Origin of the sequence: Shewanella sp. MSW (assembly GCF_007636515.1) — a bacterium.
Taxonomy (GTDB): Bacteria; Pseudomonadota; Gammaproteobacteria; order Enterobacterales; family Shewanellaceae; genus Shewanella; species Shewanella indica.
On the sequence record NZ_LVDR01000004.1, the window covers coordinates 315,798 to 337,613 of the forward strand.

At 51.7% G+C, this 21,816-nt stretch carries 22 protein-coding genes; 15 read left to right on the plus strand and 7 right to left on the minus strand.

What is annotated here, in order from left to right:
- Window positions 1–5 precede the first annotated feature (5 nt).
- The 13 genes from barA (at window position 6) to AYI96_RS06370 (ending at window position 13,761) form a co-directional block, all read left to right on the plus strand.
- Window positions 6–2,789 (plus strand): two-component sensor histidine kinase BarA, encoded by a 2,784-nt coding sequence (gene barA / locus AYI96_RS06310; RefSeq protein WP_144361220.1) that lies wholly within the window; start codon window positions 6–8, stop codon window positions 2,787–2,789.
- A complete protein-coding gene (locus AYI96_RS06315; protein WP_101055012.1) occupies window positions 2,779–3,387 on the plus strand; it encodes a YjaG family protein in 609 nt (202 codons plus the stop codon). Before barA ends, AYI96_RS06315 begins: the two co-directional genes overlap by 11 nt.
- Window positions 3,380–3,646 carry a DUF3319 domain-containing protein gene (locus tag AYI96_RS06320; protein ID WP_039033721.1) on the plus strand — a complete coding sequence of 89 codons (267 nt, stop codon included), beginning with the start codon at window positions 3,380–3,382 and terminating at the stop codon, window positions 3,644–3,646. The genes AYI96_RS06315 and AYI96_RS06320 overlap by 8 nt, the downstream gene beginning before the upstream one ends.
- A 662-nt stretch (window positions 3,647–4,308) precedes the next feature.
- The gene (locus tag AYI96_RS06325) at window positions 4,309–5,295 is read left to right on the plus strand and encodes a DUF5694 domain-containing protein (protein ID WP_144361221.1); all 987 of its coding nucleotides are present in this window, start codon (window positions 4,309–4,311) and stop codon (window positions 5,293–5,295) included.
- 39 nt (window positions 5,296–5,334) lie between these two features.
- Complete coding sequence (locus tag AYI96_RS06330) at window positions 5,335–5,724, plus strand: NUDIX hydrolase (RefSeq protein ID WP_144361222.1); 390 nt, start codon at window positions 5,335–5,337, stop codon at window positions 5,722–5,724.
- Between the two features lie 100 nt (window positions 5,725–5,824).
- Window positions 5,825–6,247 carry a DUF1801 domain-containing protein gene (locus AYI96_RS06335; RefSeq protein ID WP_071476295.1) on the plus strand — a complete coding sequence of 141 codons (423 nt, stop codon included), beginning with the start codon at window positions 5,825–5,827 and terminating at the stop codon, window positions 6,245–6,247.
- A gap of 64 nt (window positions 6,248–6,311) precedes the next feature.
- The gene (locus AYI96_RS06340; protein WP_144361223.1) at window positions 6,312–6,749 is read left to right on the plus strand and encodes a hypothetical protein; all 438 of its coding nucleotides are present in this window, start codon (window positions 6,312–6,314) and stop codon (window positions 6,747–6,749) included.
- Window positions 6,750–6,829: 80 nt separating this feature from the next.
- Window positions 6,830–7,870: a linear amide C-N hydrolase gene (locus AYI96_RS06345; protein WP_144361224.1), complete on the plus strand. Its 1,041-nt coding sequence runs from the start codon at window positions 6,830–6,832 to the stop codon at window positions 7,868–7,870.
- 154 nt (window positions 7,871–8,024) lie between these two features.
- Entirely contained in the window at window positions 8,025–8,606 is a 582-nt protein-coding gene (locus AYI96_RS06350) for a hypothetical protein (RefSeq protein ID WP_313954992.1), read from the plus strand.
- Window positions 8,607–8,919: 313 nt separating this feature from the next.
- Window positions 8,920–10,032: a glycerol dehydrogenase gene (locus AYI96_RS06355; RefSeq protein WP_039033717.1), complete on the plus strand. Its 1,113-nt coding sequence runs from the start codon at window positions 8,920–8,922 to the stop codon at window positions 10,030–10,032.
- Between the two features lie 340 nt (window positions 10,033–10,372).
- The gene (locus AYI96_RS06360) at window positions 10,373–11,764 is read left to right on the plus strand and encodes an NAD-dependent succinate-semialdehyde dehydrogenase (RefSeq protein WP_039033716.1); all 1,392 of its coding nucleotides are present in this window, start codon (window positions 10,373–10,375) and stop codon (window positions 11,762–11,764) included.
- 214 nt (window positions 11,765–11,978) lie between these two features.
- The gene (locus tag AYI96_RS06365; protein WP_039033715.1) at window positions 11,979–12,440 is read left to right on the plus strand and encodes a methyltransferase family protein; all 462 of its coding nucleotides are present in this window, start codon (window positions 11,979–11,981) and stop codon (window positions 12,438–12,440) included.
- A 205-nt stretch (window positions 12,441–12,645) separates the two neighbouring features.
- On the plus strand, window positions 12,646–13,761 hold the full coding sequence (locus tag AYI96_RS06370; RefSeq protein WP_144361225.1) for an FUSC family protein: 1,116 nt from the start codon (window positions 12,646–12,648) through the stop codon (window positions 13,759–13,761).
- An 18-nt stretch (window positions 13,762–13,779) separates the two neighbouring features.
- Here AYI96_RS06370 and AYI96_RS06375 read toward each other — a convergent pair whose 3' ends face one another.
- Complete coding sequence (locus tag AYI96_RS06375) at window positions 13,780–14,790, minus strand: tetratricopeptide repeat protein (RefSeq protein WP_144361226.1); 1,011 nt, start codon at window positions 14,788–14,790, stop codon at window positions 13,780–13,782.
- Window positions 14,791–14,868: 78 nt separating this feature from the next.
- Window positions 14,869–15,447, minus strand: a complete 579-nt coding sequence (locus tag AYI96_RS06380; RefSeq protein WP_039033712.1) for a thymidine kinase — start codon at window positions 15,445–15,447, stop codon at window positions 14,869–14,871.
- A gap of 273 nt (window positions 15,448–15,720) precedes the next feature.
- On the opposite strand from AYI96_RS06380, the gene AYI96_RS06385 reads away from it, so the two are divergent.
- Complete coding sequence (locus AYI96_RS06385) at window positions 15,721–17,859, plus strand: M3 family metallopeptidase (protein WP_071476299.1); 2,139 nt, start codon at window positions 15,721–15,723, stop codon at window positions 17,857–17,859.
- A 180-nt stretch (window positions 17,860–18,039) separates the two neighbouring features.
- Here AYI96_RS06385 and AYI96_RS06390 read toward each other — a convergent pair whose 3' ends face one another.
- The 5 genes from AYI96_RS06390 to AYI96_RS06410 all read right to left on the minus strand — a co-directional run bounded on the left by AYI96_RS06390 (window position 18,040) and on the right by AYI96_RS06410 (window position 21,322).
- Complete coding sequence (locus AYI96_RS06390; RefSeq protein WP_039033710.1) at window positions 18,040–18,429, minus strand: DUF423 domain-containing protein; 390 nt, start codon at window positions 18,427–18,429, stop codon at window positions 18,040–18,042.
- Between the two features lie 2 nt (window positions 18,430–18,431).
- Window positions 18,432–19,073: an alpha/beta fold hydrolase gene (locus AYI96_RS06395; protein ID WP_260852958.1), complete on the minus strand. Its 642-nt coding sequence runs from the start codon at window positions 19,071–19,073 to the stop codon at window positions 18,432–18,434.
- Window positions 19,074–19,200: 127 nt separating this feature from the next.
- Window positions 19,201–19,692 carry a hypothetical protein gene (locus AYI96_RS06400; RefSeq protein WP_144361228.1) on the minus strand — a complete coding sequence of 164 codons (492 nt, stop codon included), beginning with the start codon at window positions 19,690–19,692 and terminating at the stop codon, window positions 19,201–19,203.
- A 6-nt stretch (window positions 19,693–19,698) separates the two neighbouring features.
- A complete protein-coding gene (locus AYI96_RS06405) occupies window positions 19,699–20,334 on the minus strand; it encodes an imm11 family protein (protein ID WP_144361229.1) in 636 nt (211 codons plus the stop codon).
- Between the two features lie 76 nt (window positions 20,335–20,410).
- Window positions 20,411–21,322, minus strand: coding sequence for a transcriptional regulator GcvA (locus AYI96_RS06410; RefSeq protein WP_025012011.1), 912 nt, complete (start codon window positions 21,320–21,322; stop codon window positions 20,411–20,413).
- A gap of 185 nt (window positions 21,323–21,507) precedes the next feature.
- Here AYI96_RS06410 and AYI96_RS06415 point away from each other — a divergent pair, with 185 nt between their 5' ends.
- Window positions 21,508–21,786: a hypothetical protein gene (locus AYI96_RS06415; protein WP_144361230.1), complete on the plus strand. Its 279-nt coding sequence runs from the start codon at window positions 21,508–21,510 to the stop codon at window positions 21,784–21,786.
- Window positions 21,787–21,816: the final 30 nt, after the last annotated feature.

A 21,816-nucleotide genomic window follows, 5' to 3' on the forward strand; every position in this document is an offset into this window, starting at 1 on the left:
CGCCCATGAACAGTGCGAATAACATGACCAAGTACAGCCTCAGATCCTGGGTGCTGGTATTGGCCCTGGCTCCTACCATTTTGGTCGGTATTCTTCTGGGCAGTTACTTTACCATAAATCGCTTTTATGAGCTTGAAGATACGCTCATAGAACAGGGCAGTAATATCATAGAGCCGCTGGCCATCGCCAGCGAGATAGGCCTGGCTGCCAACAACCGCGAAGCCACCAAACGCCTGCTCGCCGCGGCTCAGCTCAACAAGTCGACCTTGGTGAAATCCATCGCCATCTTCGATGCCGACAACCAGCTGTTTGTCACCTCCCATTATCACAAAGACTTTGAGATAATGCGCTACAAGGGCGCCATCTCGGATCTGGCCCGCACCGAATACGATCAGCTAGGCGACAGCCTGGTGCTTAGGGCACCGATTTTCGCTGCCGGTAGTCTGCTGGCGATAGACGACGCTCCCGGCTTCAATGAAAAACCCCTGGGCTATATCTCTTTGCTGCTCAACAAGGAAAAGGCGCTGCTGGAACAGCACAGAGCCGCGGTGGCGGCTTTTATCATAGTGCTTATCGGGGTGCAGCTGAATCTGCTGTTCACCTTCCGCCTGGTAAAGAATGTCACTCAGCCGATCACCGACATGGTGCGGGTGGTGGCCAAAATCCGTGAGGGCAAGCTGGATACCCGACTGGAGGGTAATCTCATCGGTGAGCTGGATCTGCTCAAACGGGGGATTAACGCCATGGCGGGCTCCTTGTCGGAATACCATGACGAGATGCAGCAAAATATCGATCAGGCGACCTCGGATCTCAGGGAAACCCTGGAGCAGATTGAAATTCAGAACGTCGAACTGGACTTGGCCAAGAAACGAGCGCTGGAAGCCAGCCGGATAAAATCCGAATTCTTGGCCAACATGTCCCACGAGCTGAGAACGCCGCTCAATGGCGTGATAGGTTTTGCCCGTCAACTATTGAAAACACCGCTGCACGCCAGCCAGATGGAATATATTCGTACCATTGAACGCAGTGCCACCAACCTACTGGGGATCATCAACGACATCCTCGACTTCTCCAAGCTGGAAGCCGGTAAAATGGTGCTGGAAACCATGCCATTCGCCCTCAGGGAAACCCTGGATGACACCCTGATGCTGCTGTCCGGTTCCGCCCACGAGAAAGGGCTGGAACTTGTCGTGGATGTGGCCCCGGAAGTGCCGGATGCCGTTAGCGGAGACGCCATGCGGGTTGGCCAGATCATTACCAATCTGGTGGGTAATGCCATCAAGTTTACCGATCAGGGCAGTGTGCTGTTGAAGGTGGATATCAGCAACATCAAAGAAGACAAATTGCTGCTGCACTGTGAGGTATCGGATACGGGGATTGGCATTGAAGAGAGTCAGCAGGAGTTGCTGTTCCAGGCGTTCGGCCAGGCCGATTCATCCATCTCCCGCCGCTTTGGCGGTACTGGTCTTGGATTAGTGATAACCAAGCGCCTCATTAATCAGATGGGCGGCCAGATAGGCTTCAGTTCCAGGGTGGGCAAAGGCTCTACCTTCTGGTTTACCTTACCACTGATGACCAGCCAATTCTCCATAGGTGAACCACTGCCACTGGAACAGCTTAGCGCCAAGACGGTATTGCTGTTTGAACCCAGACCCTTGACCCGCTCTGTGCTCAACCGCCGCCTGCAACATTGGCAGATGCAGGTCAACAGTGTCCACACTGTGCCGCAACTGGAAGCCGAGCTTGCTCAGAACAAGGCACATTTCGACTATGTGCTGCTCGGTTGTCACGGCTTCGATGGTCCATCACAATTGCAGTCAGTACTTAAGAGCGCCAGACAAGTCACCGAGGCCCTTATCGCCCTATTTGACTGCCATGACCAGGAAGCGTTGGAGCGTTATATCCGTCCCGCGGTGGATCTGGTGTTGAGTATCCCCGCCAGCGAATACCTGATGGCACGCAATATGATTTATCTGCCACAGGAGTCGGAGCTCAAACCCGCCCGCCCCCAATTGGTAGAGCCGCAGCCACGCCACAAACTCAATGTGCTGGCGGTGGATGATAACCCGGCCAACCTTAAGCTGATTGACACCCTACTCGATGAACTGGTTACAGGAGTAACCACGGCCAGTAATGGCGAGCAGGCGGTCAACCTTGCCAAAAAACGCAGTTTTGATTTGATCTTTATGGATATTCAAATGCCGGGGACTGATGGTATTACCGCCACCCGGCTCATCCGTCAGGACTCGCTGAATCGTAATACACCGATAGTCGCGGTCACGGCTCATGCCATCAATGAGGAGCGCGAGCGGATCCTCAATAGTGGCATGGACGGCTATCTGCCCAAGCCTATCGATGAAGCCGCACTGAAAGGAGTGATCAGTCGCTGGATCACCCGGCCCAAGTTTACTCATTTTGATCAACATACCCTCAACTGGGAACTGTGTTTGACCCAGGCCAACCAGAAGCAGGATCTGGCACTGGATATGCTCAGAATGTTGATTGATTCCATGCCCAAAACCAGAGCCACCATACAAGAGTCACTGGAACAAAATGACGTAGAAGAAATGAAGGCCTGTGTTCACAAACTGCACGGTGCCTGTTGCTACTGCGGCGTACCGACGCTGCAAAAACTCTGTCAGACCGTGGAAGGCGGTCTCAAGCAAGGCAATAACATTACCGAGCTGGAGCCGGAAATACTGGAGTTACTTGATGAGCTAACTAAGGTAGAATCCGCGGCAAAACAAGTGATATCCCAACTTTCGATGGATTTAACCGATGACAACTAAACCTGGCTTCTTTAAACGCCTGAAGGCACTGGAACTGCCGCAAAAAAAACTCTTTGCCGTGGCATTATGCCAACGTATGTACCCCAACTACCAACTGTTTTCCGAAGTGTGTGAGTTCGGAGATCCCCAAGTATTGGATACTGTGCTGAATCTGCTGTGGCAGTCTTTGTATGACCGTAAACTCAAGTTGAACCTTGAGCTGCAGATGGCTAAATTGGAAGAAAACACCCCGGAACCGGCCCAATTCGACGCCTATGGAGTCTACCCTGCCATGGATGCTGCTGTGGCGCTCAGTTCACTGCTTGGCGCGCTGGAAAGCAAGGTGGAAGACGACATCACCAATATCTCCAAGTTGTCATCCGGTACTGTTGCCAACTATATTGAAGCCATTGCCGATCCCGAATTGGACGGTGAAGCATTGGACGAGTTTGTCTTCAGCCACGAAGTAATGCAGGAAGAGCGCGAGTTGCAGGCATCCTTGCTGGAAATTATCGAGGAAAACCCGCAGATAACCGCAGATTTTGTCAAAGCACTGCGCAAGGAAATCGTCATGAACGGCGTATCCAACATAGGAATAAGCGTTCAACAAGATGCGTAAGCTGGTTTATCGCGGTTATATCCTCAGTAATACCGATGGCCTTACCGACAGCTGGACCCTGACCATAGGCCAGACCAGCCGCACCGGCTCTTTGTTCGAACTGAGAAGGCAAATCAACTTCTTTGAAGAGTTGGGGGTATTGCCACAGCCCAGAATGACTGATCAGCAGGTCACAGACAATTCATCGGCTCCCCAAGGGAAGACAAGAAATAAACAGCTCTCCCCAAAGCAACATTTCCGCAAAAGCAGTAAACCATAAGGCCGGACGGGCAAATAGTCCGGCTTAGGGTTTATCTATTTCAAGCATATCCAACATCCATAAACCCTGCCCTTTTGCGGTTTGGATGCTTTGAAGGGTTGGCTCTCCAGGGCCTTGAATTTAATCAAATCATTCTTGTCTCCCTCCTGGCTATCAATTACTCTGAAACCATATTGGCAATGGATAGCTTAACTTCAGCCCATAAGGTCCAAACCTAAGAAGCGACATAAAGCTTGATGTAAAGCAACCGCTTTAGGCCGGGACGTGAAGGCTAGATGGGATGCCCTCAGGATCATCCACCAAGTAACAGGGAAGTTTGTCATCTCTCCCAGTTGCAATAAATCAACTCAACATACTGTCTGGCGGAATTCAAGATGCTTAGTTCATCAGCATCATCCAATAGTCTCTGTGTGAAAAGTTAACCAGAAGTTTCTCTACGGCCAGTATTGTTATATCTCTACCATCTCAGGTATTAGCCAAAAACAATCACTTTTGGGAGACTCAACTTGACCATTAAAGCGCTGCTTTTTCTTATCTGCCTGTCGGCATCGGGTATTGCCCATATAAAAACGGCCAAAGCAGACACTGTCGCCGATCAAGCGCCAAGGTCTGAACATGCACTGTAAAGACTCAGTAGCAAAAGCCAGCCCAAGACCCAGGTGATGATACTCGGCACCCTGCACCTAAGCAGTATTCAACAGCAATTGGACAGCCGCTCGCTATCCTCCATCCTTGAGCCCCTCTCCCGTTACCAGCCTACGGCCATAGCGGTGGAGTCACTGCGGCCACAGGATATCGCGGCCATGATCAACGGCTCTGGCGAGTATCAAACTGTGTTGGATCATTTTGTGGGACAAAGATTTCTGGCGCTGGCGATAAAAGAGCAGCAGGCGTTGCGACTCTCGGCGCAAAAGGCGCTTGAGAGTCTGGAGCCCTTATTGGACGAAACAAGCCTTGAACCTGTGCAGCGAGCAAGGCTCATCAAGTTAGCCGTTGCCGCCTATCACAAAGAGTTAGCCCTGCTGCACTGGCATTATTTGGACAAAACCGCAGCGAGTTCAACTATTTCCACCGAGTTGCAGCACTATCTGGAGCAACTTGCCTCGAGCAATAACGAGAAAAACACCCTTGGCAACAACCTGGCCATGACACTGAAGCTCAAGCGGATTTATCCGATAGATGATCATCTGGATAAAGATCTCTACCGCCCCATCGAAGCGCGACTGCTGGAGTCTTACAATCAGTCGCCCCATGCCGCCGCTTTGGCCAAAAGCGACTATATCAACAAGCCACAAAGACTGAAGACAGAGGCGCTTGAAACAGGCAACTGGTTGCCGCTCTTTTCCTGGCTAAACAGCCAGAAGTACCAGACGGCCGTCATTGACCAGGAGTGGAGCCTGTTTATCGATAAAGATTTACCCCCGGATGCGGCGCTCTCCCGGGTTGCCCTTTGGGAGATACGCAATCTCAACATGAGCTCCCACATAATGCGCGTGGTGGCGGCTAACCCTGGAGGTCGGGTGCTGGTGATAGTCGGAGCCAGCCACAAGGTGTTTCTGGAGCAGTATTTGGCCAATATGTTAGGAGTTAAACTGATCCAGCCGCAGCAGTATTTTACTCCCCCCAAAAGTCCACATGACAACCACTAAAGAGCCAATGGCTGGTTTTAGTTGTCAACAAGGAACCCCATGAAACAATTACAAAGTGTCGCCTGGCTACATGAGAAAAACGCTGAAGTCTTGTGTGTCAAATCCAAGGGCAAAGATAAATTCTTTATTCCCGGCGGCAAACCTGAACCAGGTGAAACCCTTGAACAAGCCCTGACTCGGGAGTTAAAGGAAGAACTCAGCATAGAACTGCAGCAAGACACCATTTGCTACAGATTCAGCATCACGGATAAGGCCTTTGGCCTTGAGAACACTGAGCTGACGATGCACTGTTTCAGCGCGGGCTTTAGTGGCAACATCAATTCTGCCGCCGAGATAGAAAGTCAGGAGTGGATAGGTATAGCAGATATGGCAAAATGCGCACCGGCGGCGCAGCAGGCGATTGCAAGACTGCTTGACTGTGACCATTGAATCGACGTTTGCTAAAGCAGCCTTGTCCAACTTGGTCTATCCAGCCGCCAGATAACACAGAGTCAGGCTCGCACTCGCAAGCGAGCCAGGGAGAACACAAATGGACAAAAAATGGCAACAAACTGACGGTAGCGTTTCTATCGACCATAAAATTGCTGCCTTGGGCGGCTGGCGCGCCGAGATGCTTGGCCATATCCGTGAACTTATCAAGGCCGCTATTCCCGAGGTAGTTGAAGAGTGCAAATGGGTAAAGCCAACCAACCCGTCCGGTGTACCTGTATGGTCAAGCCAAGGCATACTCTGTACCGGCGAGTCATACAAAGCCAAATTAAAACTGACATTTGCCAATGGCGCTTCGCTGGCGGATCCCCACAAACTGTTTAATGCTGGCCTTGAGGGCAAACAGCGTAGAGCCATAGATATTACCCAGGGCCAATCTTTGGATGAAACGGCTTTCAAGGCACTGATAAGCGCCGCTGCCGACTTCAACCACAACAAGGCACTGAAACAATCAAAGCGCTAAAAGGGCTGCCACAGCGGCAGCATAGATGCAGCAAGCTAAAGATATACAAATCTAAGGAAGAACAATGAATAACCCGTTTATTCGCCGTTTAGCAATATTATGTTTGCCCTTATTTTCCCTCTGCCTGGCGCCCGCGGCATTTGCCGAAACGGATGAGCTTTTTAAGCAGTATCTACAGGGCCATTATCAGCTGGTTGGCAAAGCCATTGATTCAAATGCCAGCTACATCGGCAAGATGAGCATTTATGAGCAGGGCGGCGAACTTAAGGTACACCGGGAGATAGAAGGCTTAAGCATTCAAGGGACTGCGGCGATAGAGCCAGTGCTGAACGGCGATGCCAAGGTGCTTAGGATCCGTTTTCAGCAACAAGAGCGGGATATTGAAGCCAGCTGCCTGTGGCGCGGCGATCTGGATAACTATGCCCGCATCAGCTGCTACCTGTATCATCCGGGGCAAGACACAGAAAACCCAGGTTTGGAGGCGCTGTTTCACTTGAGATAATTGCCAGGATTAACAACCCGGCTTGCCAGTACGCGTTCAACACCTTTAACTCTCTTTAACAATCAAACAGGGAAGTCACTATGAATCGTAAGCTCATCACCTTAATCAGCAGCGCCTTAATCCTGGTTTTCGGCACTACTGCGCAGGCCTGCACCCGCGCCGTCTATCACGGTGAACAGCAGTTGGTGATCACCGCCCGCTCCATGGACTGGCGCGACGAGATCCCGGCGAGTCTGTGGCTGTTTCCCCGCGGCATGCTGCGTCATGGGGCAGTCGGCGACAACTCAGTCACCTGGACCTCACGCTACGGCAGCCTGATCACCAGCGCCTTTGATATCTCCAGCACCGACGGCATGAATGAAAAAGGTCTGGTGGCCAATCTGCTCTGGCTGGCAGAGTCGAGTTATCCCGAGTACCAGGGTAAACGAAAAGGCTTGTCGGTTGCCGCCTGGGTGCAATATGTGCTGGATAACTTTGCCACTGTTGCAGAAACAGTCGAGGCGCTGAGAGCCGAACCTTTTGTGGTGGTTTCCGCCAATATTCCCGGTACTCAACGCTTTGCCACCCTGCATCTGTCGATTTCCGATGCCACAGGTGACAGCGCCATATTCGAGTATATAGACGGCAAGCTGGTGATCCATCACGACCCAAAGTACCGGGTCATGACCAACTCCCCCATCTTCGAGCAGCAACTGGCACTGAACCAGTATTGGCAGCAGATTGGCGGCTTTACCATGTTGCCTGGAACCAACCGCGCCGCCGACCGGTTTGTCAGGGCCTCTTTCTATATGGATGCCATTCCCAAGACAGCCAATACCCGGGTGGCGGTAGCCGGCGCCTTCAGCGTCATACGTAACGCCTCTGTGCCTTTCGGTATAGCTTCCGAGACCGAACCGAATATCTCTTCGACCCGTTGGCGCTCGGTCTCTGATCATAAAAATCGGGTGTATTACTTTGAAACCGCCTTGACCCCCAACACCTTCTGGGTCGATATGAAAGGCATCGACTTTGGTAAGCTGCAAGAAGTGAAAAAGCTGGCCATCAACAACAGCAGCATCTACTCAGGTAATGCGTTGCAAGACTTTGTCACGGCCAAGCCCTTTACGTTCGCGGGACTTTAATCTCTAAACAGACTGGGAGCCTAAGACTCCCAGTCTGCCTTGCCCAACCTGCTATTGAATGCACCTACCGAATAAAGGACTCAAACTGTTCAGCCCGGCTTAAGGCTGATAGCTGATACTGTGAACTCTAAGAACCTTTGCAGGAGTCCTGTGGATGAAGCAGTCCAACACCTTAGGCAAAAAATATTTCCCCGCCAAAAAAACTGTACTCTGGATGTTTTCGGCCCTGGCCCTTGGCTCACTCTCCGGCTGCGGCTGGTTTGCCGCAGATGAAAAGACACAACTGGAGCAGCAGTGGCTCGCCAAAGATCAAGAGTTACAACAAGCCATTGAGCAGATCCGCTCTCAAGGTCTGGATGCCATCAATCGCAGCGCCGAGGTCAGCTCAATGACCGCCTGCGTCGCTGAAAAGCTCAGTCACGATCCGCTTGGTGAACTGATCCAGGTCGATGGCGTCCTGGCAGAGCCCGCCAGGGTCAGCGAGCTGCTCGGCCAAATTCAACAGCTACTGGAGCAAGGCTTCAGCTTTGAAAACGCGGCCGCACTACTGAATAAGGGTGCGGATCTCGCCGCCTATGTCAGCACACTTATCGAATCCCAGGGAATAGACAAGGCTTTGGCAGATGTCGAACAGCTACTGAAAAACGGCACTGATATTAAGGATCAGCAACTCGGTGGCCACCTGCAAACCCTGCTGAACCAATGCCGCCAATCCTCTCCTAAAGGAAATGGATAACGGCTGAACGTCATTCCGCTAGAAAAGGTGGCGGCTATCCATTACCTGCCACCAGCTTAAGCAAAGCTCAATCACTGTTGGGATCTTACCGCCGCTCTCCCCTCCCCTTGCTCGCCAAGGACTTGGCTACAGGCGCCACAGACTCACCAAATAAAAGAGAAATCCCAGTTACCCAATTAGACACTCAAACCAAAAACCAGTTTTTATCGCCACCAAAACAACAAAAACCAGACAATTGCGCCATAGCTTTAAATCTTAGCTGTGATAGAGTCTCTATGAACAAGGATCCGAGTCTGAACGTAATGGAGGCCATATGAGCACAGCAGTTCCACGTACCGTCACATCTCCCAAAAAGTTCATTATTGGCAAAGGCTTATTGTCAAAAATGCATGAATATGTACATGACTTCGGCGACAATGCTTTTATTATCGCCGATGAGTTTATTCTCAGCAGGCTTGAGGATGAAGCCCTGACGGGGCTTGAGCAAAACGGCATCAGCAACCAACTGGAAAAATTCAACTACGAGTGCAGTGAAGTCGAGATCCAGCGCCTTGTCGCCCTGGCTGAACAAGCCCACGCCAACGTCATTGTCGGTGTCGGCGGCGGTAAGACACTGGATGCCGCCAAGGCCGTTGCCTTCCATCTTAAGCACCCTGTTGTCCTGTACCCCACCATAGCGTCAACCGATGCACCCTGTACGGCTTTATCAGTGATTTATACCGAAGCGGGTGAATTTGAACGCTATCTGTTCCTGCCACAGAATCCGGATGCCGTGATTGCCGACACCAGCATCATCGCCGCCGCGCCGGCACGTTTCTTTGCTGCAGGCATAGGCGACGCTCTGGCCACCTACTTTGAAGCCAGGGCCTGTTATCAAGCCGATGGTGTCAACCTGGTGCTAAAAAAGCCTTCGCGTACCGGTCTTGGTCTGGCACAACTGTGCTATCAATTGCTGAGTGAAAACGTGGCCGCCGCCATGGATGCGGTAAACAACAAAATAGTGACCCCGGCGCTGGAGCAAACCATAGAGGCAACCATCTATTTAAGCGGTGTTGGTGCCGAAGCCGGCGGCCTGGCGGCAGCGCACGCCGTCAATAACGGCATGTCGGCGGTTGCCGATCTGCATGGTGCCCAGCATGGCGAAAAGGTGGTCTTTGGCCTCTTGACCCAACTGGTGCTGGAAAACGCCCCACAGAGCGAAATCGACAATGTTGTCCGTATCATTAAAACCGCAGGTTTACCGCTGACTTTGGCGGATATGGGGCTGAAACACTTCCGTGAGGAGGAGTGGCGTAAAGTTGCCGAAATTGCCTGTGCCGAAGGCGATACCATGGGCAATATGCCTATGGCGGTCAGTGCCGATGATGTTTATCAGGCGATGATCGCAGCCAACGCCATGGCCGAGCGCTATAGCCACCGAAACTGACGATATACAAACAGCACAACCCCTCTCCCGAAAGGGAGGGGTTGCATCTTTCCTCACGCAAGAACAAGGCGATAGGTTGCACTTTTGTTAACCGCTGCTGTTTTTAAGTTTTTTAAAAACAAAGAACTAACAAGAAAGGATTAAAAATCACCAACCGGTAGACATCAGACTGCCGACGTGACCAAGATCACACAAACATCGCCATTTAAAGCGTAGAAAGGTTTGAGCTTTTTTTGCCACTCGCCCCTGAGGGGCAGAACCCACGATAACTTCAAACATTTTCACCCGATGCCAGGAGTTGGCGTCAATACCCTATTACTTGCAACGCTGGGAGGAACACATGGCATATGCAACAATTAATCCCTTCACGGGAGAGCTCATCAAAGAATTTCCCAATGCCACTGACGCCGAAGTCACACAGGCAATTGAGTCGGCCCACCAGGCCTTTTTAAGTTGGCGCAATACCTCTTTTACCGACAAAGCTGAAATACTCAATCGGGCTGCAACCCTGCTCAGAGACAGCAAGCGCCGTTACGCCGAACTGCTGACCCTGGAAATGGGTAAAGTCATTGGAGAGGCCGAAGCTGAAGTCGAACTGTCGGCGCAGATCCTCGAATACTATGCCCAGCATGCCGAGAGACTGCTGGCACCACAGAAACTGCCGGTGGCCGATCCCGCCGAAGGGGAAGCGCTGCTGGTCAATGAACCTCTTGGGGTCTTGCTGGCCATTGAACCCTGGAACTTCCCCTATTACCAGATAGCCAGGATCTTGGCACCGCAACTTTCTGCCGGCAACACCCTGCTGCTGAAACACGCTTCCAATGTGCCTCAGTGCGCCGCCGCTTTCGAGAGCCTGATGCGGGATGCCGGCCTACCACAGGGTGCCTTCCAGAACCTGTATGCAACCCGGGATCAAGTCGAGCAGATCATCAACTCACCCAAGGTACATGGCGTGGCACTGACCGGCTCTGAAGGTGCAGGCGCCGTTATTGCCTCTCAGGCCGGTAAGGCACTGAAAAAATCCACCCTGGAACTGGGCGGCTCTGACGCCTTTATCGTGCTGGAAGATGCCGAGCTTGAGAAAACCATAGATTGGGCGGTATTCGGCCGTCACTGGAACGCCGGTCAGGTGTGTGTTTCATCCAAACGGATGATCCTGGTGGAAGCCATCTATGACAAGTTCATGGAAGGCTATACCAAAGGCGTAGCCGCGCTTAAAGCCGGTGACCCTATGGATCCGAATACGACTCTGGCACCTCTGTCTTCCCAGGGTGCTGCCGATGAAGTGAAGCAAAAAATTCGTGAAGCGGTTGAGCATGGTGCCACAGCCACCGAAGTTGGCCCCAAAGTGCCGGAGCAAGGCGCTTTTGTACAGCCAACCATACTTACCAATGTGACCCCGGACAACCCGGCTTACTATTGGGAGTTCTTCGGCCCTGTCTCAATGATCCTCAAGGCCAAGGATGAACAGGAAGCGATTGCCATTGCCAACGACTCGCCCTTCGGCCTCGGTGGCTCTGTGTTCACCGCCGATGAACAACGCGGTCTGGCGGTAGCCAAGCAAGTCTCTACCGGGATGATGTTTGTGAACCATCCCACCATGGTTAAGGCTGATTTGCCCTTTGGCGGTATCCGCCGCTCCGGCTATGGTCGTGAGTTGATAGACCTCGGATTGAAAGAGTTCGTTAACCACAAGCTGATCAACGTGGTGGATATCAACGCCCCCTTCTGATCTCGCTTGAAGCATACTTGATTAGATTAAGACCCGGTCACCTGGCCGGGTCTTTTATCGCCACAATCAAATCGACTTGCAAACTGACAGGTTTCGGCACAAAGCACAGAACGCGGCAGCGCCCAAAGCGGAATAACCAATGGTATGACCCTTGTATTCAGTACCTTGCCCATGTCATCTTAACCGATACCTAATACTCAAAACCGCGTAATTCATGTCCGGACTGGAAAAGAAACTGCCGCCCCTGGCGCTCTTGCTGCTGTTTGCGCTACTGTTGCAGCTAACATCCTATTATTTGCCCTCTTCAAACCTGCATCCGACCTTTAGTTTGGGGCTCGCTGTTTCTCTGTTGACTGCTGGGCTGGTTATTCCTTTGGCTGGAGTACTGAGCTTCAAACGCCATGGAACCACGCCAGATCCCAGGGTGCCCGAACAGAGTTCGGCCTTGGTGACCTCAGGTATTTACCGCTGCTCACGCAACCCCATGTACCTGGGGTTTGTATTCTTGCTGCTGGCACAGGCCGTCTTTCTCAACTGCCTCTGGTTACTGTTTTTAATCGCCCTTTTTGTTGCCTATTTGCAACGCTTTCAGATCCTTCCGGAAGAAAGGGCAATGCAGCAACTCTTTGGTGACAGCTACCGCTTGTATTGTCAAAAAGTCAGACGCTGGATTTAGCCGCTTATTTGGCGAAGGAAAGCATAGCTGCCCCTAAGATTCTTGCTCACAAAGCACTATGGCTGTGACCCAGTTCACAACCATATTATCCGCCGCTAATTCAGCTTCCCAGTTTGCATCTTTAGCTCATACCCGAGACGCTATCACTGCACATCTCTGGCATAATTGATGCTGACGGTCAACCACATATTTTTGAGACACTGCCATGCCCCTGTTTGCCAGAGCCTCCGCCTTCGCCGATTTTATCTACCGCCATTCCCGTGCCGTACACACGGTAAAACTGGCCTTGGCGCTGTTTATTGCCGCCGCCATCAACGCCATCTGGTCCCTGCCTCACTTTGTCTGGAGCATGGTCACCATAGTGATCATCATGATGGGCCTGCCACAAGTGGGCGGCGCTATCGAAAAATCACTGCAGCGGGCCATAGGCACCTGCCTGGGCTCGGCTTACGGGGTCTCATTGGTGATCTTGATGAATGGCTATTGGGATCTGATGGGGTTGCTGATCCTCGGGGTCAGCATAGTCTGTTATCTCAACGCCGGCCGTTACAGCTATGCCTATCTGGTGGCGGGATTCACCATGATTATAGTGATAGGTGACGCCAACCACGACACCTCGGAAGCTCTGTGGCGTACCGCCAATATTCTTATCGGATGCGTGATTGCCGTGCTGGTCTCCCTGTTTGTATTGCCAATCAAGGCCAAACAAGACTGGCGGGCACAGCTGGCAAGCTCACTGAAAATCATGACCCAAGTGCTGGAACAACATCTCAATGCCGGCCAGGAAGAGCCGGAAAATGCCCGTAAATCGCTGGAGACGGCAATGAAGGCGGTGCTGGCGCAGAAAAAGCTGCTGTTTTCGCTGGAATGGGAAAGCCAAACATTAAAGAAAGAGGCCGCTACTCTGACCGAGCTGGCCAACAAACAGATAAGGGTGATCACGCTTTTGGAGCTGCTACTGCTCACCCGCTGGAAGGCCGAAGAAGATGCGGCTTACGCCAGAGTCAAACAGGTGGCCTGTGGGCTACAGCGAGAGTTCGCCTATCTGGCGGACTATGTGGCCGGCAACACACCCGACTGCCCCAAACTCCCCCTGGGACTTGGTTATCAATTGCAGCAACAGCTACTAAAGCAACTGCCATCTGAGCCGAGCGACGACTCGCCGGAAGCGGCCCATCAAGACTTTGCGCTCAGCGGTTACAGCTGGCTTATCTATCAACTGGCCCAGGCACTGTTAGCCATTCATGGCGAGCTGGCCAGCCTGGATCTGGCCTATAAGCGCAAAGCATCTTCCCAGCGCCAGTTGGATATTCCCGATTAACCCGTCAATTGCCGGGCGTTACAGTCGCAACAGATCCTGCTGATGAAAGTGGATCACCACCTCGGGGTCGAGCTTGAGTGCCAGATCCAGGATATGGCTGATGCTGATGGGTGCCTCGCCCATCTGACTTAAGCTATTGTAATAACCGAGTAAGGGTAAGGCCCAGTCGCGGCGCCTTTCTATCAGCTGTTGGTACAACAGGGCCGCCTCTTGGTATTGTTTCTGCTCATAGCTCAGCATGGCTTTGAGATAGACAAGCTGCAAGTAAGCACGGCCCTGACGCTTCAATCCCTTGTCGAGCTGCGCCAGAGCCTCATCGTACCGCCCCAACGCCCGCAAGCTGACAGCCTGATAGAACTGCAGCTTATCCAGATAGTCATACTGCCTCGCAGCGCGTTGATAACTCTTGAGCGCCACCTCATGCTGGCCCATTTGTGCCAGGATATTGCCTTTGAGCATCTGGCCATCGGCCCAAAGCTGAGGCTGGTTATTGAGATAGCGGTTTATCTGCTCCAGCGCCGCCGGATAGTCCCGGGTTTCATAGAGTGTCCTGGCAATATCCAACCTGAGATCCCGCTCCGATCCCAAAGCCTCGGCTTTGCGGTAATCGGCCAGTGCGCCGATATAGTCCGGGCTCAGGCGCTGGGAATAAGCGGACAGCACCTGAGCCTTGGCCGCGGCGCGGAAAAAATACAGCTCAGAGTCCTTGGACAACATGGACTCGGCCTTGTCATAGGCCGCCACCGCCTTGGAATAATTGGGGAGATTGCTGAAGTAATAAAGCTGCCCAAGCAAAAATGCCAGCCGAGCGGAGTCCGGGTAATTTTCTATGGCCGCATCCAGTCTGGGCGCCGCCTCTGCCATCTTCCTTTCAAAAATAAGCTTTTGAATCACTTTAATTTCTGAGTTTGGCACTTTCTGCCCGGCGACAGCATGTTGCAACAGGCTTGAGCCCAGTGACAGACTCAACAATAAACCCGGCAACACCCGCCAGCATAGACGATTTACGATGAGAGAACTGGACGACATAAGCTTCCTTTCTTTATATCTTTGGCTTTTCTCGATTAAATTTGTATCTTTCGAGTTTTCAAATACTGCGTCTTGGCATCAGTCCCAAATCAGTTCGCGATAGTGCTTGCGACATACAGACTCATAACTCTCGTTGCCACCTATGGCTACCTGCTCTCCTTCTCGTACCGGGTTACCTGAACCGTCACGACGGATCACCATATTGGCCTTGCGACCACAGTGACAGATGGTTTTCAGCTCTACCAGCTTATCGGCCCAGGCCAACAGGTACTGGCTGCCGACAAACAGTTCGCCCTGGAAATCGGTACGCAAACCGTAACAGAGTACGGGAATATCCAGGATGTCGACCACATAAGCCAGCTGCTTGACCTGCTCTTTACTGAGGAACTGGGATTCATCAAACAGCACGCAGTGCAAAGGTTGGCGCTCATGTTCGGCGCGGATCATCTCAAGTAGATTATCGTCATGGGCAAAAATGCGTGCATCACATTCAATACCTATCCTGGAGGCGACCTTTCCCACGCCAAAACGGTCATCTATCGCCGGGGTCATCACCAGGGTGTGCATGCCGCGTTCACGATAGTTATAGGATGACTGCAGTAAAGAGGTGGATTTTCCGGCATTCATCGCCGAATAGTAGAAATAAAGTTGCGCCAAAACGGCTCTCCCCTGAGAAAAATTCCGGCCGCAATTTTACACTTTTTACCACATAAATACAGGACGCGTGCCCCTTGCGGCCAAACTTGGGAATTGATTCAGCATTCACTAAATCTACTCATTAAAATCAATTTGTTACACTTCTATCTCAATCAGCCTCTGGCATATAAACATCCGGATTAGGTAGGCTATAATCATCAAATTCAGCCACTTTTAAGCAACAAGTGCTAAATTGCGCTAAAAAACTCATAACTAAAGATGGAAGTCATATCAATGCGAAAATCTCTTCTGGCGCTAGCCGTTGGCGCCACTCTGGCTATTTCTGGCTGCAGTACCCACACGCCTCAGGATACCAATCTGACAAGTGCTGAAGCCACCCAAAACAACCCACTTTTTGCCAAGAGCACCTTGCAATATCAGGCTCCGGATTTTCGGCTAATCAAAGATGAACACTTCAAGCCTGCACTGGAAGCCGGTATCGCCGAGCACTACCAGGAAGTGCTGGCCATTGCCAACAATCCAGAAAAACCCACTTTTGCCAACACTATCGTGGCGTTGGAAAAGTCCGGTGAACTGCTAAACCGCGCCTCAAGCGTTTTCTATAACCTGACCAGCTCCAACTCCAACCCTGAACTGCGTAAAATTCAGGGTGAAATGGCGCCCAAGATGGCGGCCCATTCAGACAACGTCAACCTCAACCCAGAGCTGTTTGCCCGTATCGACAGCCTCTACTCCCAGCGTCAGCAACTGAACCTGAGCAGCGAAGAAGTGCGCCTTATTGAGGTGTACCACCAACGCTTTGTGCTCGCCGGCGCCAAGCTGACCGAGAGCGAGAAAGCCCAGATCCGTGCTCTGAACGAAGAACAGTCCAAGCTGGTGAACGAATTCCAGCAACGATTGATGCGGATGAACAAAGAGATTGCCGTAACTGTGACTGACGTCGTCCAATTGGAGGGTCTGTCCGACTCGGCCATTCGCAATGCCGCGGCCGATGCCAAGGCCGCCGGTCTCGATGGTCAATACCTTATCAGCATCACCAACACCACTCGCCAGCCTGTGCTGACGCAGCTGAAAAATCGAGAGCTGAGAAAGCAGATCTGGGAAGCCTCGGCCTACCGCGGTCTTGAAGGTGAGAATGAAACCGCCTCTCTGGTGGCTCGTCTGGCGCAGCTGCGCGCCGAGCGTGCCGCCCTGCTGGGCTTTGATAACTGGGCCAGCTACCGCCTGAGCCCACAAATGGCCAAGACACCCGAGGCCGTCTATGAAATGTTCGGCTCCATGGTGCCGGCCGTTGTCGCCAACACCCAGAAAGAAGCCGCCGATATCCAGGCGATGATCGACAAGACAGGTGGCAATTTCCAGCTCAAACCTTGGGACTGGGCCTTCTACGCCGAGCTGGTGCGCCAGGAGAAGTATGATCTGGATGAGGCCAGCCTCAAGCCTTACTTTGAATTCAATCGGGTGTTGGAAGATGGCGTCTTCTTTACCCTCAACCAACTCTATGGGGTGACCTTCAAGCCTCGGCCGGATCTGCCGGTTTATCACCCTGACGTCAAAGCCTGGGAAATGTTTGATGCCGATGGCAGCAGCATGGCCATCTTCTACGGCGACTATTTCGCCCGCGAAGGCAAGCGTGGCGGTGCCTGGATGAGCTCTTTCGTCAGTCAGAACCTGCTCAAGGGTGAAAAGCCTGTGGTGGTCAATGTAATGAACATCAAGAAGGCGCCTGAAGGCGAAGCCACCTTCGTCAGCTATGATGAAGTAACCACCATGTTCCACGAGCTGGGCCATGGCACTCATGGTATGTTCTCCAAGGTGACTTACCCTAGCCTGTCCGGTACTGCAGTATCCCGTGACTTTGTCGAATTCCCATCCACCTTCGAAGAGGACTGGGCCGGTCATCCACAAGTGTTGGCCAACTACGCCAAGCATTACCAAACCGGTGAACCTTTACCCAAGGCGATGCTGGACAAGTTGCTGAAGTCCCGCAGTTTCAACCAGGGCTTCGACACCCTGGAGTATATGGCAGCCGCCCTGGTAGACATGGAATGGCATTCGCTGGACAAGGATGCACCGCTGCAAAATGTGGCCGAATTTGAAGCCAAGGCGCTTGAAAAACACGGCCTGAATATTGAAGCCGTGCCACCACGTTACAAGTCAACCTACTTTGCCCACGCCTTCCCGGGTGGCTACAGCGCCAGCTACTACGCCTATATGTGGAGCGAAATCCTCGCGGCCGATGCCTTTGCCTATGTGCAGAGCCAAGGCGGCCTCAAGCGGGATATCGGTATGAAGTATCGCAAGACTATCCGCGAAGTGGGTAACAGCGTGCCACCTATGGAAGCCTACAAAAACTTCCGTGGTCAGGAGCCTACAACCGATGCCCTACTCAAGCGTCGCGGTCTGCTCTAATAAGCCTTCACCTAAGCCATAGAGACACCTCTGTGGCTTAAATAACAAAAAGCACCTTGGTTGTTACCTAAGGTGCTTTTTTATTCGTTTCCTAAAAGCGTCACGATTATCTGGCTAACAATCCAGTTGCCGCAACATCAGGAGACCAGTTAAATAGTATTGCTTGCGGAAGTCATCAACTCAGAGACCGGTTTCATCCATCCGATGGCGCCATACCGCTGCCGCCAACAATAGCCAGCCCACCAGGAAGCAGCTGCCACCGAGGGGGGTTACCATGCCCAGCCACTTGGTGCCTGTCAGGGCATACAGATACAGCGAGCCGGAAAACATAAAGATCCCGACGATAAATAGCCCGGCAGCCCAGTCAATCAGACGCGACTTGAACCAGTGACCGGCAAAGGCCAGGGCTATCAAACCAAAGGTGTGATAGAACTGATACTCTACCCCCAGGTTGAATATGGCAATCAACTCGGCAGGTGCAATGGTCTTGAGTCCATGGGCGCCGAAAGCGCCCAAAGCAACGGCAAAGAAACCACTGATGGCCGCTAATAACAATAACCCCTTACGCATAACTAACTCCCGATAAATAAAAGTGATTCTTTCACAGCGTCCTGCAGGTTAGCCTTAAGATCCGTTCCCGACGACTTGCGCGGCACAAAACTATGATCTCCGTCGGTAATAAAGCGTACTTTGGCCTGCTCGGGCAGCGCCCAGGAGGCCAACTGCTCGCGCTTGCCGAAGCTGTCGCGCTCGCCCTGCAGAATAAGCAGAGGCGAGGCACACTCCCACAAGGGCTCAAGTCTGGGCTCGGTTTTCTTCGGCGGCAAAAACGGATAACCAAGACAGATAACGCCGCTGGGGGGCATCGCCAGTTTATCATTGGCCGCCAGCATGGCCGCCATCCGCCCGCCCATGGATTTGCCCATCAAAAATAGTCGCTTGGGCGCAAACTCGGCAACCGCAGCCGCCAGCGTCTGCTCGAAGGACTGCAGCAGCACCTGTGCCCGGTCCGGCGGGCGCCGCTTACCATCCTCGCTGCGCTTGACCATGTAAGGAAAGTTAAACCTTAGCACGCTCGGGCCGCTGGCGGCCAACAGCGCGGCATAATCCGCCATAAAGTCGCTGTGCATATCGGCACCGGCACCATGGGCGAACAACACCAGAGTGTCACTGTCCTTACCTTGATCCAGCAGCCAATTAGTGTTCAATTTCATCATCAACCCTGTCCGAAAATACAATAATTCTCATGCTTGGATTCGAATAAGCCACAATATTAAATATTGTACTTACCTAACAAATTAATTTATTAACAAACAGCACGCCAAAACGCCCGTGTGGCAATTACACCCCTCTTACCCAGACTGTCTTTACATGTTCTTTCAATAAATCAATCACACTTTGGTGAATAAATACCAAACCAAAGTCTTCTTCCAGTTTAAATATCAATCTTTGTTCCACAGGAATATTTTCCAGTTTAGAAAAATCGAACTCTGTCGAATCAGTATCTAACCAATTCAACTTACCAAATTGCTTTTCTTTATCCGTCAATCTGTACGTCTGCTGGATATAAGGCATTCGATAGTTGTCATATACCTCGAGTTGTTCATCCGAAGGTTGACTTGGCGAGTTGTCAACACGAGCATCCAGCCATTCGGCGCCATGCTGCACCAATGGCTCCAGTTTGGATGCTATATCACCAATAATGAACAGCTTTGGAGAAAAGGTCATTTCCAATAACAGATCCGGTGCTGCAGCACCTACTGGTGCAGGTGTTTGTTGGAATGGGAAAGTATCCATATTTTGTTTAGTGAGTATCGAGTATTCATCTTTCACTTACTATTATCTCCTTGGTGCTTCATCATCGACATCAAACTTAAAAGCGGTCAGTCCACAAGCTAACCCCTGTCGAGCGATAATATACAATTCATCATATATTTCTGAAGAAAAGAAAAAGCTGTTGGTGCCTTTAACCCTAAAAATATGCCTGCGGTTCATAGGGTAGGTTTCGAGTTTTTCCCGGTCCAGATATAATTTTTGAACTAGAACGGAATGAAACGACTCTCTCTCTTCAAGAGGCACATCATAACCATGTTCTTTGGGATCGTAATGTTCAACAAAAGATTCAATATTTGACTTTTCTTGATCCAATACATCCAACTCGTTATTTATCGCGATAATATATCGCTGCTGAGTCGACAGACCATCCATGCACTGTAATTTATTGGGCAAAAAAGCGACGCCATATGGGTCAAAGCTCATAAAAACGTCTGCTATAGGTTTGGTAACGCTTAAATCCCCTGAATTTGTGATATCGAAAACAGCTTCTGAATAACTGTCTTCATCCTCCCAAATAACCGCACTCAATGCGCTCACTGGAATGTAGTCCATGTCTTCGTACAGGTGCCCTCTGTTATCAGAGCAACTAAACATGGCATCACTCTCTTCCGTGTTTTCGTTTATGTAAGCCAGTTCCATCAAAGTTCCCTATAAACTGCAAGCTTTCACTTCTTTGTAGTGCCTTCCTGTATATGCAGAGAAACGTGTTACCGACTTATCCCGGCAACAATTCACTACGTGACTCCTCAGCAAACATATCCAGCATCCATTCGCGGAACGCGACAATTTTACCTAACTCGGCATGCTTTTGCTGGCACACCAGATAATAGGCATCTTTGCTGACCAGAACCTCCTGGAACGGACAGACCAAACGCCCGGCCTTGATGTCGGGGCGGGCGAGCACGCTGTAGCCCAGAGCTACCCCCTGGCCATGGGCCGCCGCCTGCAGTACCAGAGATGAGTGGCTGAATATCGGCCCCTGATTTACATTGACATCTGTTACGCCACATTGGCGGAACCAGGCCTGCCAGTCATGACGGCTCATATCGTGCAGCAGGGTATGATATTTAAGATCGGCGGGCTTTTCCAATGGCTTGGGGCCGTTGAGCAGCATTGGCGAGCAGACGGGGATCAACACTTCGTTGCGCAGTTTGTCGGCCCTGAGCCCGGGCCAGTTACCCTGACCATAGTAAATTGCCACATCCACATCGTCGGACAAGGCGCTGAACTCGGCATCCACCGCCTTGATCCGCACATCGATATCGGGATTCTTCTCGCTGAATTTCGCCAGACGCGGCACCAGCCACTGAATGGCAAAGCTGGGCGACATGCTGACAGTCAAGGAACCCACGGCGCTGCGGGCCAACAGCCTGTCAGTGGCATCCGACAGTTGGGTAAAAATATCCTTGATATCGAGGAAGTAGCTTTGCCCCTCTTCGGTCAGTAGCAGCGAGCGGTTCTTTCGGCGAAATAATTTTAATCCCAGAAAGTCTTCCAGCGCCTTGATCTGATGACTCACTGCGGCCTGGGTAACGAACAGTTCTTCGGCGGCGCGGGTAAAGCTCAAATGCCTTGCTGCTGCCTCGAACGCCTTGACCGCATTCAGCGGAGGGAGTCGTTTTGACATAGTGATCCACTTCTCATTTTTTAATTAGTTTTTCTAATCCAGATTGTTACATTTTATCGTTTGTTAAAGCCAGCGCTTTTGGTTAAATTTTGCGCCGAAAAGTTGAATATTCAGACAATCTCTGAGCAGTCGAAGGGAAGGTCTGACACTGGCACTCAGTGCCCGTTCTCACCCGGAGGCATCCCATGTTGAACTTTAAATCCGCTTTTGTGCTCCTGCTGTTTGGCATGAGCACCAGCGCCATGGCTGCGGAAAGTCTTTCTGCACCGGCGCAAGCTCGTCCACTGCCCAGAGTCGCTGTCGAAGCCCCTGCGGTGCAGATAGACTTCAAACTGCTTGAGCAGGAGCTGAGCCGTAACATTGCCGCCAGCGGCGAAGAGCTCAGAACCCATGCGCTGGACGAGCCGACACTGCTGTTGGCCGAAGACGCGGCAGCCAGTCCATCAAAGGTTCAGCTTAACTGAGCCCCATTGGATTTCGCTGAGCGTCAGCAG

Bases quoted from the DNA above. Each gene is read 5' to 3' on its own strand.
- barA (WP_144361220.1), top strand. From the start codon at position 6: ATGAACAGTGCGAATAACATGACCAAGTACAGCCTCAGATCCTGGGTG.
- AYI96_RS06315 (WP_101055012.1), top strand. From the start codon at position 2,779: ATGACAACTAAACCTGGCTTCTTTAAACGCCTGAAGGCACTGGAACTG.
- AYI96_RS06320 (WP_039033721.1), top strand. From the start codon at position 3,380: ATGCGTAAGCTGGTTTATCGCGGTTATATCCTCAGTAATACCGATGGC.
- AYI96_RS06325 (WP_144361221.1), top strand. From the start codon at position 4,309: ATGATACTCGGCACCCTGCACCTAAGCAGTATTCAACAGCAATTGGAC.
- AYI96_RS06330 (WP_144361222.1), top strand. From the start codon at position 5,335: ATGAAACAATTACAAAGTGTCGCCTGGCTACATGAGAAAAACGCTGAA.
- AYI96_RS06335 (WP_071476295.1), top strand. From the start codon at position 5,825: ATGGACAAAAAATGGCAACAAACTGACGGTAGCGTTTCTATCGACCAT.
- AYI96_RS06340 (WP_144361223.1), top strand. From the start codon at position 6,312: ATGAATAACCCGTTTATTCGCCGTTTAGCAATATTATGTTTGCCCTTA.
- AYI96_RS06345 (WP_144361224.1), top strand. From the start codon at position 6,830: ATGAATCGTAAGCTCATCACCTTAATCAGCAGCGCCTTAATCCTGGTT.
- AYI96_RS06350 (WP_313954992.1), top strand. From the start codon at position 8,025: ATGAAGCAGTCCAACACCTTAGGCAAAAAATATTTCCCCGCCAAAAAA.
- AYI96_RS06355 (WP_039033717.1), top strand. From the start codon at position 8,920: ATGAGCACAGCAGTTCCACGTACCGTCACATCTCCCAAAAAGTTCATT.
- AYI96_RS06360 (WP_039033716.1), top strand. From the start codon at position 10,373: ATGGCATATGCAACAATTAATCCCTTCACGGGAGAGCTCATCAAAGAA.
- AYI96_RS06365 (WP_039033715.1), top strand. From the start codon at position 11,979: ATGTCCGGACTGGAAAAGAAACTGCCGCCCCTGGCGCTCTTGCTGCTG.
- AYI96_RS06370 (WP_144361225.1), top strand. From the start codon at position 12,646: ATGCCCCTGTTTGCCAGAGCCTCCGCCTTCGCCGATTTTATCTACCGC.
- AYI96_RS06375 (WP_144361226.1), bottom strand. From the start codon at position 14,790: ATGTCGTCCAGTTCTCTCATCGTAAATCGTCTATGCTGGCGGGTGTTG.
- AYI96_RS06385 (WP_071476299.1), top strand. From the start codon at position 15,721: ATGCGAAAATCTCTTCTGGCGCTAGCCGTTGGCGCCACTCTGGCTATT.
- AYI96_RS06390 (WP_039033710.1), bottom strand. From the start codon at position 18,429: ATGCGTAAGGGGTTATTGTTATTAGCGGCCATCAGTGGTTTCTTTGCC.
- AYI96_RS06395 (WP_260852958.1), bottom strand. From the start codon at position 19,073: ATGAAATTGAACACTAATTGGCTGCTGGATCAAGGTAAGGACAGTGAC.
- AYI96_RS06405 (WP_144361229.1), bottom strand. From the start codon at position 20,334: ATGGAACTGGCTTACATAAACGAAAACACGGAAGAGAGTGATGCCATG.
- AYI96_RS06410 (WP_025012011.1), bottom strand. From the start codon at position 21,322: ATGTCAAAACGACTCCCTCCGCTGAATGCGGTCAAGGCGTTCGAGGCA.
- AYI96_RS06415 (WP_144361230.1), top strand. From the start codon at position 21,508: ATGTTGAACTTTAAATCCGCTTTTGTGCTCCTGCTGTTTGGCATGAGC.